Here is a 14,792-nt window from a genome sequence, read left to right on the forward strand (position 1 = left end):
AAATATACTGTCTGATAAAATAATATCAAATCGTATTGACATGTTCTATTTTCAAGTTTAAAAATTCACTATACCATCCGAATAATACCCAGAGAGCTGTTGTATGCCTATTCCTTCAGTCACACAAAAATTCATGTGCACACTTTTTGTGTTCACAATGATCTGTGGTGTATGGCAATATGCAGCAATAGAGAATACCTTTTACTTCGAAGACAGAGAAAACATCGTATCCGAAGAAATCTGCGAATATGCCGTAACGCAGCGTATTGCTGAGCACAAGCGTTTAAATTACAATACAAATACAAGCGGCATAGAACCTCTTCTTCCGTTGCTTTCCCTCTTGCTTGGTTTTCTTCTCTACGCCCCCGTCGTCAGGAAAATCCATCTTTGCCGCCTGCAAAATGATTTTCTTCCCAAACTGTGCGACTTTCACGGGATGCTCCCACTCCCCTTCGCTCCTCCGCGCTCCCTCTCGTAAGTCTCCAGATCGGATATGGCTGAAAGAGGCTCTTTCATGCTCCCGGACACGCCTGACACGAGAACGGCATCCGTTCCCGTGAATGAGGACCGTTTCCTCCGTCTTTTTCAGCGTGCACCCGGTCGAGGGGGCTGGACTCATGCTTTAGGACCATTTCGCATTACTTAAGAACATATTTCGGAGTGAGGAATATGGAAACCGTAAGAAAGCCGTTGAATGAAGATCGCGTAGCCTTGTTGCTTGGAAGCGTCATCTTTATCCTTGCCCTGCTCAAGTTCAGCGGGATAGACATGCTCGGCTGGGCCGTCAAAATCGGCATGTGGGTGGGCGATCCGCTTGACGCGTGGCGTCCCGCCACCAAAGGTCTTCTCCCCGGCTATGGCGCACTGTTCGCTACCTATGCCATCCTGACGGGCGCACTGGCTTGTTGTGTGAAGCTCATGGGGAGCGACGTGGTGAAGTTCGTCAAGTCCTTCACCATCATCTTCTTTATCGCCATGATTTGTTATACGCTGGGCGCCAACGCCTACATCGCGGCCAACCCCACCCAGCTCAAGGCGCAGGGGATTCCGTGGGCGCTGGGCCTGAGCACCGAGGCGGGGCTCATCCTCGCCCTCGTCATGGGCATCGTGATCAGTAACTTTATGCCGAATCTTGCGGAATCTTTGAAGGACGCCTGCCGTCCCGAGCTGTTCGTCAAGATCGCCATCGTCATCATGGGCGCGGAACTCGGCGTGAAGGCCGCCGACGCCGCCGGTTTCGCCGGGCACATCATTTTCCGGGGACTGTGCGCCATTGTTGAAGCCTATCTCCTCTACTGGTGCGTGGTCTATTACGTCGCCCGCCGGTACTTCAAGTTCAACCGCGAATGGGCGGCCCCGCTGGCGTCCGGCATCTCCATCTGCGGCGTTTCCGCCGCCATCGCCACGGGCGCGGCCATCCGCTCCCGGCCCGTCGTTCCGATCATGGTTTCCTCGCTCGTCGTGGTATTCACCTGCATCGAAATGCTGATCCTCCCCTTCATCGCGCAGCACTTCCTGACCGGAGAACCCATGGTCGCGGGCGGCTGGATGGGCCTCGCCGTCAAGTCCGACGGCGGAGCCATCGCTTCCGGCGCCATCGCCGAATCGCTGATCCTCGCCAAGGCCGCCGAAGCCGGGATCAACTGGGAACCCGGCTGGATCATCATGGTCACCACCACCGTCAAGATCTTCATCGACGTATTCATCGGCGTGTGGGCCCTGGTCCTCGCATGGGTATGGTGCACCAAGTTTGACAAGTCCGGCGACCGGACCATGCACTGGGGCGACGTGTGGGCCCGTTTCCCCCGCTTCGTGCTCGGCTATATCATCACGTTTGCCATTCTCCTCATCATCTGCCTCCAGTCCCCCGAGCTGCAGAAGACCGGCGCGAGCGTTTCCGGTACGCTGAACGCGTTCCGCGTCATCTTCTTCCTGCTCACCTTCTTCACCATCGGCATGGTGTCGAACTTCCGCAAGCTCATGGAGGAAGGCATCGGCAGACTGGCCATCGTCTATGTGGTATGCCTGTTCGGCTTCATCATCTGGCTTGGGCTGTTCATCTCGTGGCTGTTCTTCCACGGCATGACCCCTCCTCTGGCCTCCTGATTTCACACACTGCTTAGCTAAGGAGAACGATCATGGCAGAAAAGAAGAACGACGTGAAGTTTCATGAAGAAATACAAAAGATGGAATACGAGCCCATGGACGAAACGGAGCTCAAGCTCATCAAGGGCGGCATCACTTTGGGCATCGTCCTGCTTGTGGTTCTGTTCGTTGTGAGTAAATATCTTCTTCCCGGCCTTCATTAATCCTTAACACGGCGGGGGGAGAGCCAGCCTCTCCCCCCGTGGACACACCGCCATGTCTCAGTACAAGCTTGTTTACTACTCAGGGATGAACATGAACCTTGTCCAGGGCGCTTCCGAAATCGTGGAAGCGGATTCTTTCAACGACGCGCTGTCCCTCAAATGTTCATGGCCCGTTTTTGAGGCGAGGGATCACCTCTCGGCCGCCGCCCAAAATCCCGGCACCTGCGTCTACTACACGGAAATGTGGGAAGCCGTCCTGATGGACCCGAAACAGGCCTCCACCAGCCACGACTGTTACGGCGACTTTTCCGGGATGCGGTACTAGGGTCCCGCCCGCTCCAAACGGCGCCCCATCCATGAAACAAGCGTAGCGGGCCGTTTCCCGCGCCCCGCGCCCGTCCTGAAGGACGCCAAAAGCCCCCGGGCCATTCTAGCCAGGGGGCTTTTGGCGTTTGTCCCGCAGGCGGCAAGGCGTCCCTCCCGATCACCCGTTTTGGAGGACTGCCTTTACCGATCGCGGATGGTTTCCGACTGTATGCCCAGGGGCACCGCCGTCACGCGCCTTTATGTGTCGACAGTCATCAACGGGTATAAAAACAAAACAACGGGAAGGAAAAAGAATCGTGGGAAGATATAAATGGATATTTCATCAGGGCATATCCATCTATTTATCCAAATAAAGACCCCATGATATGTATGCAAAACCATTTTCTGGCGAAGAAAAGCAGTCTGGAGAACAGCATACCATGTTCTTTATGGAACATATGGCATTCTCAAGACAGCGTCTCTTCTTTGCAACATTTACGGCTCCCCTACGCAATATACAAATGCATTCCAATGAACAGCTTGATACAATTATATCAATAAATCAATATAGTTATTGTAACCTATAGTTTTTGACAGTATCACTGAAAAGACTTCTTTATTTTTCCAGAAATATTTTGCACAAAAATATCTTTCATACATCAAACATACTGAAATAAAAATACTATCCACTTAAAATGCATACAAATCCCGCGTTTCGCACAATAGCGGGCATCAGGCCCGTTCTTGCTCAAAATGCTGATAAATTTTCAGTATTACAATGTATTCTGTATATTACGGCAATCCCCCCTGCCTCTTTTCTCCTCCCTCTAGCCTTCAATTATTTTTTGTGCTAGTGTCGATAATAGGTTTTTTTCACAATCCAACCAATGAGAGAGGAGAACATTCATGAGCTACAAGAAGATGCTTCCCCTTGTACTGGCGGCACTGCTTCTGTGGACCGTCCCCGCATCCGCCGCGCCGGAAACGACGCTGAAAGTCGCTTTGGGTGACCCTGAAGATTCTGAAATGGGTGTCGTCGGCCATGCTTTCAAAAAGTATGTGGAAGAAAAGACGGGCGGCAAGGTGGAAGTGCAGTGCTTCTACGGCGGCTCGCTGGGCGACGAAAGCGAGTGCTTCCGCAACGTCCAGAAAGGCACCCTGCCCTTGGCTCTGGGCGGCATCGCCAACCTCGTGCCCTTTGAAAAGAAGCTCGGCCTGCTGACCCTCCCCTACCTGTTCGCCAACATCGACGAAGTCGTGGCCGGCACCAATGGCGCGCCCGCCGAACTGCTGAACAAATACGCCACCAAGGCCGGTTTCCGCGTCCTCACGTGGACCTACACGGACTTCCGCTACATCTCCAACTCCAAGCACCCCATCACCAAAATGGCCGACATAAAAGACCTGAAGTTCCGCGTGCCTCAGAGCGCCGTGCTGATCGCCGCCTATAAGGCCTTCGGCGGCAGCCCGACCCCCATCTCCTGGGCCGAAACCTTCACCGCCCTCCAGCAGGGCGTCGTGGACGGCCAGTGCTACGGCTACATCGGCTTCAAGGCCATGAAGTTCAACGAAGCCAACCAGAAATACCTCACCGAAGTCCACTACACCTATCAGCTGCAGCCTCTGGTCATCAGCGAACGCGTGTTTAAGAAGATGACCCCCGAAATGCAGAAGCTCATTGTTGACGCGGGCAAGTACGCTCAGGACACCGTCCTGAAGTTCCAGCTCGAAAACGCCGAAGCAGCCAAGAAGGAACTCATTGCCGGCGGCCTCGTGGTTTCCCAGCTCGAAGACGAAGATCAGTGGAAGAAGGCCGCCGTTGAAAAGGTATGGCCCGAAATGGCTGACTTCGTGGGCGGCAAGGACGTCATCAACGAATACCTGAAGGCTTGCGGCAAGGAAGCCTGGAAGTAAATCGTCATGAAGACATAGGGGGGTGGGGCTGCGGGGATGGACCTGCCCCTCTTGAACATGGAAGGAATTCGTGTAGTACCTCTGACGTGGGACTGTTTTGTGGAGCGGCGCCGGGGTGGAAGAAACACGGATTCCTCTTGTACGGAATGCCTTCTTGCTGCGGGGTTCGCCGTTTTTCGGCCCGGCGCCCTTCCGGGAAATATACCCCGCCCTTTTCAGGATGTTAGAGGAGGAATAGCAAGCGTGAAAAAAGTAGTCTTGGCCCTTTTGGACCACTTCGAAAGCTATCTGTGCCAGTTTTTGCTGGTCTTCTTTATCGTCGTCATTCTGCTCCAGATCGTCCTGCGGCAGATCAACATGTCACTACCGTGGACGGAAGAAATCGCCCGTTTCGCCTTTATCTGGTTCATCCTGTTTGGCGCGTGCTATGCGACGCGCCTGTGCGCCCTGAACCGCGTGACGCTCCAGTTTTCCAAAGCACCCAAATGGGTGGGGGACCTGTTCCTGTTCATCGGGGACATCATCTGGTTCTGCTTTTCGCTCATCATGGCTTGGGAAGGCTACATCGCCGTCCTCGACCTCGTGGAATTTCCGTACGCGACCCCGGCCTTGGACTGGGATTTGGGCATGGTTTACCTTGTCTTCCCCTTGAGCTTCCTGCTGATGGCCATCCGCATCGTTCAGGTGAACGTCATCAAGTACATCCTGAAAGAAGAGATTCTTGACCCGGATCAGGAATCCATCAAAGAAAGCCAAAAGACGCTCATGGCAGAAGGAGACAAGGAATGATGGAAGCCCTTTCCCCCGCGAACATCGGCCTTCTGCTGTTCGGCATCTTCTTCGTGCTGCTCCTTATCGGCAGCCCGATCATGGTCGCCCTCGGCGTTGCGACCATGGCCTGCTTCATCGTGCTCGACATTGACCTCAGCCTGATGATCGAACGAGCCTTCGCCTCGCTGACGGCCTTCCCGCTCATGGCGTTGCCGGCGTTCGTCCTAGCGGGCTCGCTCATGGAGGCGGCAGGCGTGTCCAGACGTCTCGTGCATGTCGCCGAAAACATCGTAGGCCCCACGCCCGGCGGCCTAGCGATTTCCACCACGCTCTCCTGCGTCTTCTTCGGTGCCATCTCCGGCTCCGGCCCCGCGACGACCGCCGCCGTCGGCATGCTCATGATCCCGGCCATGGCCAAACGCGGCTACAACATCGGGTATGCGGCCGCCGCCACAGCCACCGCGGGCGGCATCGGCATCATCATCCCGCCAAGCATTCCCATGGTCATCTACGGCGTGTCCGGCCAGCAGAGCATCTCCAAGATGTTCATGGCCGGCATCATCCCGGGCATCCTCATCGCCATCGGCCTCAGTATCATGCACTTCTTCCTGTGCCGGAACCTGAAGACCGATGGGCTGAAATGGTCCATAGAGTCCTTCATCCACTCCCTGCGTGACGGCTTCTGGTCCATCCTCGCCCCGGTGATCATCCTCGGCGGCATCTACGCCGGCATCTTCACCCCGACGGAAGCCGCGGTCGTAGCCATTTTTTACACCATCCTCGTGGGTATCTTCATCCATAGGGAACTGACGCTGAAAAGCTTCATGGCTTCCCTCAAGACCACGTCATGGCTGACGGGCCGCGTACTCGTGCTCGTCTTCACGGCAACAGCTTTCGGCTACCTGCTCACCTCGTACCGGATCCCGGTGGAAATCGCCAACTGGATCCTGTCCTTCACCAACAATGTGAACCTGGTGTGGTTCCTCGTGGTCGTTCTCCTCCTGTTCCTCGGGATGTTCATGGAAACCCTCGCCATCATCATGCTGGTGACGCCTGTTCTGCTGCCCATCATGACAGCATATGGGGTCGATCCGATCCATTTCGGCATCATCCTCATCTGTTGCTGCGGCATCGGGTTCTCCACGCCGCCGCTGGGCGAAAACATGTTCATCGCCTCCGGCATCGCCAATGTTTCCCTTGAGGAAATATCCCTCAAGGCGCTGCCCCTCGTGGCGATCAACATCGCCGTCATCGCCATTCTGGTGATGTTCCCGGATATCGTGCTCTTCCTGCCCAACCTCATGGGTACCGGGCTGCAATAACTGCCGGGCGGCGGGGCCCTCCCGCCGCCTTCGCTTCACACAAGCCAATCAGAAAGAAGAGAATGCTATGAGCTGCAAAACCATCGTTTCCTTGCTGATGGCGGGGTTCTTCCTGTGCGCCGCCTCCGCTTCCGCCGCGCCGCACACGACGCTGACGATCGCCATGGGCGATCCCGAAAGCTCCGAAATGGGCGTCGTGGGCAATGCGTTCAAAAAATATGTGGAAGACAAGACCAACGGCGCCATCCAGGTTGTCTGCATTTACGGCGGCTCGCCGGGCGACGACGAAGGGGAACGTTTCCGCAAGGTCCAGAAGGGCACGCTCGACATGGCCCTTGGCGGCATCGCCAACATCGTGCCCCTTGAAAAGAAGCTGGGACTTCTGACCCTGCCCTACCTGTTCGCCAACCTGAACGAGGTCGTGGCCGGGACCAACGGCGCCCCTGCGGAACTGCTGAACAAGTACGCCACCGAAGCCGGGTTCCGTATCCTGACGTGGACGTACACGGGATTCCGCTTCATCTCCAACGACAAGCACCCGATTACCAAACTGAGCGATATGAAGGGGTTGAAATTCCGCGTGCCTCAAAGCGCGGTCATGATCGCCACCTACAAGGCGTTCGGGGCTATCCCGTCCCTCATCCCGTGGTCCATGACCTTCAACGCCCTCCAGTCCGGCGACGTCGACGGCCAGTGTTACGGCTACATCGGCTTCCGGGCCATGAAGTTCAACGAAGCCAACCAGCGCTACCTGACCGAGGTGCACTACACCTACCATCTCCAGCCGCTGGTGATCAGCGAGCGCGTTTTCGAAAAACTGACGCCCGAAGTCCGTCAGATCCTGATCGATGCGGGCAAGTACGCGCAGGAAAAATCCCTGCTGTTCCAGGTCGAGCAGGCCGAGGCCTCCAAGCGGGAACTCGTGGCCGGAGGGCTCAAGGTTTCCCAGCTCGAAGACGAAGAACAGTGGAAAAAAGTCGCCATTGAAAAGGTGTGGCCTGAAATGGCGGACTTCGTGGGCGGCAAGGATGCCATCAACGAATATCTGAAGGCTTGCGGCAAGCAGCCCTGGAACTAAACGACATTCCCCCACAAAAAAGCCCGGACGGTTTTTGTCCGGGCTTTTTTTGCGGGAAGAGGGAAAACGCCGTTGCCCGTCTGCGGAAAGGCGTCAGGCCCGGCCCTGCTTCCAGCACCATACCTTTCCGAGTGCCATCGCGGGAATCATGGACAAGGCAGGGATAAGCGAAACCAGCGAACCCGCGAGGATAAACAGGACGCCCACCACCATGCTCACCGGAATGGCTTCCTGCAGAAAAAACAAGGCCAGCACGGGCGCGAGGGCGGGCTTGAAGAAGAAGACCAATGAGGCGGTGATCGGAGAGGTCGCCTCCATCGCCATAAAGTAGCAGGCAAAGCCCGCCCCGGTCACGCCGACGCAGATGTACAGCATCATCAGCGCGCTGAACGGGGTATACCCGGAAAGCAGGGGGATATCCGCGAAAAGGCCGAGCCCGATGTCCGCGAGAACCCCGGCGACCGCCGAGAGGCGGCTGACCGCGACGATGGCCGCCATTTCAAGGCTGGCGAACAGGAAGCTCCCGCATGTCACGACCACGCCGGAATACTTGGCGCACATTTTGGTCCCGAGCACGGCATACAGGGCGAACACCGCCGTGGACAGCAGGGTAAACGTGATGCCCGCCGTGCTGATGGACGTATCCAGAGGATTGATCAGGATAAGGATGCCGAGGCATTCCAGCACCAGCGCCATGACGTGCTGGCGCAGGATCTGCGTGCGCAGGATGAGCCCGGCGAAAACGAGCACGAACACGGGATTGCAGCTGAACAGGACGGCGACGACCGAGGCGTTCGTGTTCTCCACGGCGAGCTGATACAAGGTCATGCTGACCACAATCCCCAGAAAGCCGAGCCCGGCCAGTTTAACGAGGCTCAAGCCGTCGATCCGGACACCGCGCTTCCTGAGCATCCGCCTGGCGAACGGGATAAGGACAAGGCCGCCGATGAGAAACCGCGTGAGGTTCAACTGGACAGGATTAAACAGTCCGGCAACTTCCTTGAGCGCGATTTCCATCGTGCTGAAAAACAGCGTTGCCAGTGCAATAAACAGGTAACCTCTTTTCATAATGGCATATCCCCTTACTGCAAAACCGGCGTCCCCTCGCGCGACGGCCATTCTGGCCGTACGCCTCCGCAACGTGGGCGCCTCCTGCCTCCCGTTCGTACGCTACGCCCATTCATGCGTAAAATGAAATATACTCATGAGAAACATGCCCTTAAGTTAATGATTCGATCAGCCTGGACCACACTTTTCCCGCGGTTGCTCACCTCCGGCCTCTTCAGTTCCTTTTCCGGTCAGGCAACGTATGAAGGCATGGCCCGCGTGTGAAATCTGGCTTCGCTTTCTGGTCACCACAGCAATGGCCCGCTTCGGTATCTTATGCGTTGTCTGGAGCTCGAAGACGCTTCCCGCCCTGAGGCTCTCCTCCGCAAATCGCCGCACGGTTATGCCCACCCCCAACCCTCGCTCCGCAAAAGGTACGATCAGCACCGTCGTCGCCAGTTCGCATTCCGGGTCAAGCACAACGCCGTGCGACTGGAAAAACGCATCCAGATACGCCCGGGTGCTGGTCCCCTTTTCCGGGCACACGATAGGGAGCTTGGCAACCTCATCCGGCGAGAGCACGGAGCCTTCCAGATGGCGAAATGTGTTACCCGCGATAAACGTATCCTGAACCCTGCAAACGGGGATTATGTCCAGATCCTCGTTTTCTTCCACTGGCGAAAACACGACGCCCAGATCGATCCGGCGGGCCCGCAGCGAGGCAATCGTTTCAGGCGTCGATGCCGTGATGGTGCTGATGCGGACCTTGGGATAATCCTTATGGAACCGCTCCAGATACGGGAGCAGGAAGGCATGCATGATCATATCGGAGGAACCAATATGGATGCTCCCCCAGTCCAGATGCAGCATGGCCTGAATCTTCTTTTCCCCGATGGCGATCTGCTCGCAGGCCTGCGCAACGTGCTGGTAGAGCACTTCCCCTTCAGGCGTGAGCCGCATTCCTTTGTGCATCCGATAAAACAACGCGCAGCCGAGTACCTTTTCAAGCTGCCGTATGCACTTGCTCACCGCCGGTTGCGAAAGGAACAACGCCTTGGCCGCAAGGGTAATGCTCCCGAGCCTCGCCACGTGATAAAAGACCTTGTAGTATTCAAACGAGACGTTCATGCCCACCATCCTTGTTCAGCCGATTCCCCCTGCATTGACATGCAACAGCCCGGCAAGGCAACCCTTTTCGACAGATTGAAGGAAAAGCGCGTCTTTCCGCCGCTGCCCACCCTCCTCTAACGTGCGGATCAAAGCGGCTTCCCCAAGCGCTGGGTTCCGCGGCCCCCAGAAAAGAACCCTCAGCAGCCGAAACAAACAGGTTTCTCCTCCCCTTCCATAGCAAGGAATGCGGCTCCTCCCCACTCGGGCCATCCGTAACGCCCGCACAGGGAAAAAGGCCGGGACCCCATGCGGACAGGCGAAAAAATTTCACTGAATCGCAAAAAAAAGCTTGCCAGCCGCCTCTGTTTTGCATATACCTCTTTTCGCGCCGAGGTGGTGGAATTGGTAGACACGCTATCTTGAGGTGGTAGTGGGAATTCCTGTGCGGGTTCGAGTCCCGCCCTCGGCACCATATCGAAGTTCGGTAAAACCCGTTAAGGTTCACAAAGCCTTGGCGGGCTTTACTTTTATGCTGTTTGCATGTTCGCCAACGTTCATTGGTGTCCGTGTACATCCACGCTTTTTGTCGGTATTATTGACGGTACTAGGTGGCGGCGCAATACCGTCACCGGAAAAATACCGTCAGAGGGAATACCGTCATGCCGCTATCAGACGTATATCTGCGAAAACTCAAGGCCGGAGACAAGCCGAAACACGCCGACGGTGGCGGGCTATACCTGTTTCTTTCGCCTGCCGGGGGGATGCTCTGGCGCATGGACTACCGTTTTGAAGGCAAGCGCAAGACTCTAAGTTTTGGTTCCTACCCCGCTGTGGGGCTGAAGGATGCCCGCGCACGCCACGAGGAAGCCAAAAAGCAGCTTGCCGCTGGCATAGGCCCCGCTGCGGAAAAAAAGCGGGGGAAGGTTCAGGCCGCCATTGAAGAGAAGGCAGCGGCCTTGACCTTTGAGGCCGTGGCCCGTGACTGGTTCAGCAAGAAGCGCACGGCATGGACGGAAAGCCACCAGAAGAAAATCCTTTCCCGGCTGGAGAACCAGCTTTTCCCCCATATCGGGAACAAATAGATTTCCGCCTTGGAAGCTAGGGGCAGGACCCGTTATTTTCAAGGGAAGGAAAACAGGGGATGCAGGAGGCACGGAGGTGTCCCATGCATACCCTGTTTTATCTTTCCGAAAGCCTAGTTAGAGCGTATCAAACCGCTCTTTCCCCGTTCTCACGGTGCTCCCGTGTGGATGACAGGCGTGTCGTCAGCGGCATTATCTACGCCATCAAGCACGGACTTCAGTGGCAGGATGCACCTGATGAATACGGCCCCCACAAAACGCGTACAATCGCTTTGTCAGGTGGAGCAGGATCGGTGTTTTCAATAAAATTTTCATTGAGTTGACAAATAAAACACCTTTTGATGGCTCCCTGATGATCGCTCCATCCATCTCAAGGCTCACCGCACGGCGGCAAGCCTGCTCAAAAAGGGGATTCTCCACGTCTTATAGAACGAACAAAAGTTGGCCTGAATTCCAAATTCCATATTGTTTGTGACGGGCATGGGCGTCCTGTCCTGCTTTTGCTGACTGAAGGACAGGTCAGCGACGACAAGGGTGCAGCCATCCTCCAGCATTTCCTCCCCGATAACAGTACGTTTTTGGCAGACGGAGGCTACGACGCAACGTGGTTGCTTGAATCTCTGAAAGCCAGAGGGATGACGGTCTGCATGCCACCCCGAAAAACTGGAAATGAAGCATTTCCCTTTGACAACACGCTGTATAAGCAACGGTATCTTATTGAAAATACATTCAGCAGGCTGAAGGACTGGCGACGTATCGCGACCAGGTATGACCGCTGTGCCCATACCTTTTTCTCAGCTATCTGCCTTGCTGTTACCGTTATCTTTTATCTTAATTAAGGAGTCCTGCCCCTAGCTCCTCCTCTTCCGCTGTTCTCTATCTCCACAAATAAAAAAGAGTTGCGGCCTCATTCCACAACTCTTTTTTCAATCCCATTCCGGATGCCGCAGGCATTGACGGAGCAATACCGCCACATCACGGCCGGTTTCCTTTATCATATTCCAGCCAGTAGTGCAGTGCCGCGCAAATGGAATCCATATCCACAGGCTTGTTAAAATGCGTGTTCATGCCGCACTGCAGGGATCGTTGGATGTCGTCCGCAAAGGCGTTCGCGGACAGGGCGAAAATCGGAATACGCCGCGCGTCTTCCCTTGTCATGCCGCGTATGTGCCGTGTGGCTTCAAGGCCGTCCATAACCGGCATACGGACATCCATCAGGATAGCGGCGTATTCCCCCGGTTCGGATTCCGCAAAGAGCCCCACCGCAACCTTGCCGTTCTCGGCCCAGACGACGGAGAGATTCCTTGACTCCAGAAGCGTTTTGAGGATCTCGGCATTCAGATCGTTATCTTCGGCAATCAGGATCTTTTCACGGTTAAAACGGACTTCCTCCGGCATGGCCGGAACATCAAAGGCGTGCCTATGATGGGTCACCACTAAGAGCATATCACGCAGATGCTCCCGCAATACGGGTTTGTTGATAAAATAATCCACGCCGGCGGTACGGGCAGGGGCTTCCATCCCCCTCCAATCACAGGCCGACATGGCGATGGGGGTCGTGGCCTTTCCAACGATTTCCCTGATATGCCGGACCGTTTCCATATCGTCCATGCCCGGCGTTTCCCAATCGATCAGGATCATGCCGTAATCCCGCCGCCTCTCCCGGGCTTGCCGCACACAGACGACGCCCTCTTCGCCGGAAAGCACGAAGGACGCTTCAACCGCCATACGGCGCAGCAGTACCGCCGTATGCTCACAGGCAGCCCTGTCATCGCCTATGACCAGCACTCGCACGCTCTCGGATTGTTCCAAGGCGTCCTTATCCCATCCGTACAGCGCCCCCTCGAACAGCCCGAGCGGTATGTCCACGGAAAAAGACGACCCCTTTCCTTGCTCGCTCTCCACGCGAATGGTCCCGTCCATCAGCTGGACGAAGCTCCTGACAATGGCCAGGCCAAGCCCTGATCCCGAAAGGCCCCGCTGATCCGTCATCTCCTGCTCGAACGGCTGGAACATCCTTTCCTGAAAGCTCTTGCTCATGCCGATCCCATTATCGGAAATGACGAACCGTATGAGTTCCCGATGCCCGACTTTTTGGACTGGCGTGATGTTGAATTCGATCCTGCCCTTTTCGGGCGCAAACTTCAGGGCGTTGGACAGCAAGTTCATCAAGACTTGCTTGATGCGCAGGGGATCGCCGACATAGATCTTCTCAAGGAGCGGAGAGGCAAACAGGTTGAATATTATGCCCTTCGCCACCGCGCTGCCGTATGTGAACGAGCTGACGGAGCTGACGAGTTCATCAAAATCAAACGGTTCGGAAGCCAAGCTCATCTTGCCGCTTTCGATCTTGGCGACGTCCAAGACGTCATTGATGAGCGACAGCAGGAAACGGGACGACAAGGCGATATTGTTCAGGCACTCGCTGAGCCGTTCGGGGTTGCCCACGTTCATGCCCGCAATGGCCGCCATGCCGATGATCGCGTTCATCGGCGTTCTGATGTCGTGCGACATCCGGGAAAGGAACTCGCTTTTGGCATGGTTGGCCTGTTCGGCGGCAACGAGCGCCATACGCAACGTAGCCTTCTGGCGCTCCTCTTCCTCAACGTCTTTGGCGCAAAAGAGGAGCATCCGCCTTACGGGGTCAAAAAGATACGCCCGTAAGCAATGCCACCGGGCTTGCCCGTTGCCCATGAGCACACGATACTTGAGCTCATGGGACAGCCCCGGCGTGCCATTTTCCCAGGCAAGGCGTTCCAGTTTGAAAAAGGCCCGGTAAGCCTCCACATCATCAGGATGGACGACCGTTTCGCTCCGGAGCCGCACCAGCTCGCTGAAAACGCCCTGCATCCCGCTTCCGATCATGCTGTTCCGACCCGAAAAAAAGTACTCGTACCTGTCCGCCGGGATGTCGACCAACAAGATCCATTCGTAGTCGTGGTTGACCGTGAACCTGCAAACATCCTGGACGGTTTTGGTCTTTTCCTCCATGTTTTTCAGGTCGGTGCAGTCCGAGACGTAGCCGTACACGATGGTCCCGTCCACCGTTTTGACAAACGAACACTGCGTGAGGAGCCAGCGGACCTTGCCGTCCCGCCTGATGACTTTCATCTCGAAGCCGACGGAGGACTTTCCGTCTTCATAGGCCGTCCTGATCAAGTCGTTAAAGCGTTGGAGGTGGTCGGGGTGAATAAGCTCGCTCCCCCTGATATCCGGAGCCGTTTTCATCTGGTCCTGCGTATACCCGTGCATCGCGCAAAACCCTTCCGAAACGTAAAAGAACGAGAAGTGCTCGTCCATGACGAACTGGAAAATACCTATGGGCGCGTTGCTTTTCAGGAATTCGAGCATTTCCTTGTCCCGGTACGTGGACGTCACGTCATGAATCCGGGACAACTCGAGCATACCCGATTTGGTATGAAACCGGCTGATACCATCGACTTCATAAAAACGCCCTTCCCCCGTGAACAGTACAGGGGCCTTGCCGCTCCTGTTGAACCGTGGGCGCCGGGAAACGGATAGGAGGGACGCGAGTGGTTTACCTATGCAGGCATCTTCGGCTTTCCCTACAATATCCAGCGTGTGCCCGTTCGCAAACACGAAACGCCCGTCCTCGTCCGTGATCACCATCGGGACATCGGCCATATCCACAACGAACTTGAGAGCATCCAGCGAGGAATCATGCGGCGAAAGCTTCATTTGCCCACCCACTCCGACAGGAGGATCCACTCCCCTCATAGGGACAGCGCTGCATCAATATAAAAGGGACAGCCAGCCTTTTGTCCCTTCTCAGTTCCCTTCCCCACACCTCATTTTTCCTTGCGGAAGGAAACCCCATCACCCTTCGCACAAG

General features: G+C 55.9%; 12 protein-coding genes, 1 tRNA gene and 1 pseudogene. 11 read left to right on the top strand and 3 right to left on the bottom strand.

All coding sequences use genetic code 11. From position 1 onward, the window contains the following. Positions 1-103: 103 nt before the first annotated feature. The 8 genes from T370_RS24200 (at position 104) to T370_RS0106575 (ending at position 7,700) form a co-directional block, all read left to right on the top strand. Positions 104-478 carry a hypothetical protein gene (locus T370_RS24200; protein ID WP_016360568.1) on the top strand — a complete coding sequence of 125 codons (375 nt, stop codon included), beginning with the start codon at positions 104-106 and terminating at the stop codon, positions 476-478. 191 nt (positions 479-669) lie between these two features. Further along, positions 670-2,106, top strand: a complete 1,437-nt coding sequence (locus T370_RS0106540; RefSeq protein ID WP_029435190.1) for a putative sulfate exporter family transporter — start codon at positions 670-672, stop codon at positions 2,104-2,106. 32 nt (positions 2,107-2,138) lie between these two features. Continuing rightward, positions 2,139-2,309, top strand: coding sequence for a hypothetical protein (locus tag T370_RS0106545; protein WP_005028661.1), 171 nt, complete (start codon positions 2,139-2,141; stop codon positions 2,307-2,309). 91 nt (positions 2,310-2,400) lie between these two features. Continuing rightward, complete coding sequence (locus T370_RS0106550; RefSeq protein WP_237910708.1) at positions 2,401-2,634, top strand: GMP synthase; 234 nt, start codon at positions 2,401-2,403, stop codon at positions 2,632-2,634. 887 nt (positions 2,635-3,521) lie between these two features. Then, positions 3,522-4,529: a TRAP transporter substrate-binding protein gene (locus tag T370_RS0106555; protein WP_029435191.1), complete on the top strand. Its 1,008-nt coding sequence runs from the start codon at positions 3,522-3,524 to the stop codon at positions 4,527-4,529. Between the two features lie 243 nt (positions 4,530-4,772). Then, positions 4,773-5,318 (top strand): TRAP transporter small permease, encoded by a 546-nt coding sequence (locus T370_RS0106565; protein ID WP_029435192.1) that lies wholly within the window; start codon positions 4,773-4,775, stop codon positions 5,316-5,318. Then, on the top strand, positions 5,315-6,622 hold the full coding sequence (locus tag T370_RS0106570; protein WP_029435193.1) for a TRAP transporter large permease: 1,308 nt from the start codon (positions 5,315-5,317) through the stop codon (positions 6,620-6,622). The genes T370_RS0106565 and T370_RS0106570 overlap by 4 nt, the downstream gene beginning before the upstream one ends. Before the next feature lie 67 nt (positions 6,623-6,689). Beyond that, a complete protein-coding gene (locus tag T370_RS0106575; RefSeq protein ID WP_029435194.1) occupies positions 6,690-7,700 on the top strand; it encodes a TRAP transporter substrate-binding protein in 1,011 nt (336 codons plus the stop codon). Positions 7,701-7,793: 93 nt separating this feature from the next. Here T370_RS0106575 and T370_RS0106580 read toward each other — a convergent pair whose 3' ends face one another. Next, positions 7,794-8,768: a DMT family transporter gene (locus tag T370_RS0106580; protein WP_034505945.1), complete on the bottom strand. Its 975-nt coding sequence runs from the start codon at positions 8,766-8,768 to the stop codon at positions 7,794-7,796. A gap of 168 nt (positions 8,769-8,936) precedes the next feature. Further along, positions 8,937-9,875: a LysR family transcriptional regulator gene (locus tag T370_RS0106585; RefSeq protein WP_029435196.1), complete on the bottom strand. Its 939-nt coding sequence runs from the start codon at positions 9,873-9,875 to the stop codon at positions 8,937-8,939. Positions 9,876-10,244: 369 nt separating this feature from the next. Between T370_RS0106585 and T370_RS0106595 the strand changes: the two genes are divergently transcribed. From T370_RS0106595 to T370_RS24205, 3 genes and pseudogenes are all read left to right on the top strand, one after another. After that, positions 10,245-10,329 (top strand) — tRNA-Leu (locus T370_RS0106595). A 187-nt stretch (positions 10,330-10,516) separates the two neighbouring features. Continuing rightward, on the top strand, positions 10,517-10,939 hold the full coding sequence (locus T370_RS0106600) for a tyrosine-type recombinase/integrase (RefSeq protein WP_029435198.1): 423 nt from the start codon (positions 10,517-10,519) through the stop codon (positions 10,937-10,939). A gap of 83 nt (positions 10,940-11,022) precedes the next feature. Further along, positions 11,023-11,778: pseudogene (locus T370_RS24205) on the top strand (IS5 family transposase). A 136-nt stretch (positions 11,779-11,914) separates the two neighbouring features. On the opposite strand, the gene T370_RS0106610 reads toward T370_RS24205, so the two are convergent. After that, positions 11,915-14,638, bottom strand: coding sequence for a response regulator (locus T370_RS0106610; RefSeq protein WP_029435199.1), 2,724 nt, complete (start codon positions 14,636-14,638; stop codon positions 11,915-11,917). Positions 14,639-14,792 lie beyond the last annotated feature (154 nt).

It is taken from the genome of Bilophila wadsworthia ATCC 49260 (assembly GCF_000701705.1).
GTDB classification, from domain to species: Bacteria; Desulfobacterota; Desulfovibrionia; order Desulfovibrionales; family Desulfovibrionaceae; genus Bilophila; species Bilophila wadsworthia.

Bases quoted from the DNA above. Each gene is read 5' to 3' on its own strand.
- T370_RS0106550 (WP_237910708.1), top strand. From the start codon at position 2,401: ATGAACCTTGTCCAGGGCGCTTCCGAAATCGTGGAAGCGGATTCTTTC.
- T370_RS0106555 (WP_029435191.1), top strand. From the start codon at position 3,522: ATGAGCTACAAGAAGATGCTTCCCCTTGTACTGGCGGCACTGCTTCTG.
- T370_RS0106585 (WP_029435196.1), bottom strand. From the start codon at position 9,875: ATGAACGTCTCGTTTGAATACTACAAGGTCTTTTATCACGTGGCGAGG.
- T370_RS0106610 (WP_029435199.1), bottom strand. From the start codon at position 14,638: ATGAAGCTTTCGCCGCATGATTCCTCGCTGGATGCTCTCAAGTTCGTT.
- T370_RS0106540 (WP_029435190.1), top strand. From the start codon at position 670: ATGGAAACCGTAAGAAAGCCGTTGAATGAAGATCGCGTAGCCTTGTTG.
- T370_RS0106545 (WP_005028661.1), top strand. From the start codon at position 2,139: ATGGCAGAAAAGAAGAACGACGTGAAGTTTCATGAAGAAATACAAAAG.
- T370_RS0106580 (WP_034505945.1), bottom strand. From the start codon at position 8,768: ATGAAAAGAGGTTACCTGTTTATTGCACTGGCAACGCTGTTTTTCAGC.
- T370_RS0106600 (WP_029435198.1), top strand. From the start codon at position 10,517: ATGCCGCTATCAGACGTATATCTGCGAAAACTCAAGGCCGGAGACAAG.
- T370_RS24200 (WP_016360568.1), top strand. From the start codon at position 104: ATGCCTATTCCTTCAGTCACACAAAAATTCATGTGCACACTTTTTGTG.
- T370_RS0106575 (WP_029435194.1), top strand. From the start codon at position 6,690: ATGAGCTGCAAAACCATCGTTTCCTTGCTGATGGCGGGGTTCTTCCTG.
- T370_RS0106570 (WP_029435193.1), top strand. From the start codon at position 5,315: ATGATGGAAGCCCTTTCCCCCGCGAACATCGGCCTTCTGCTGTTCGGC.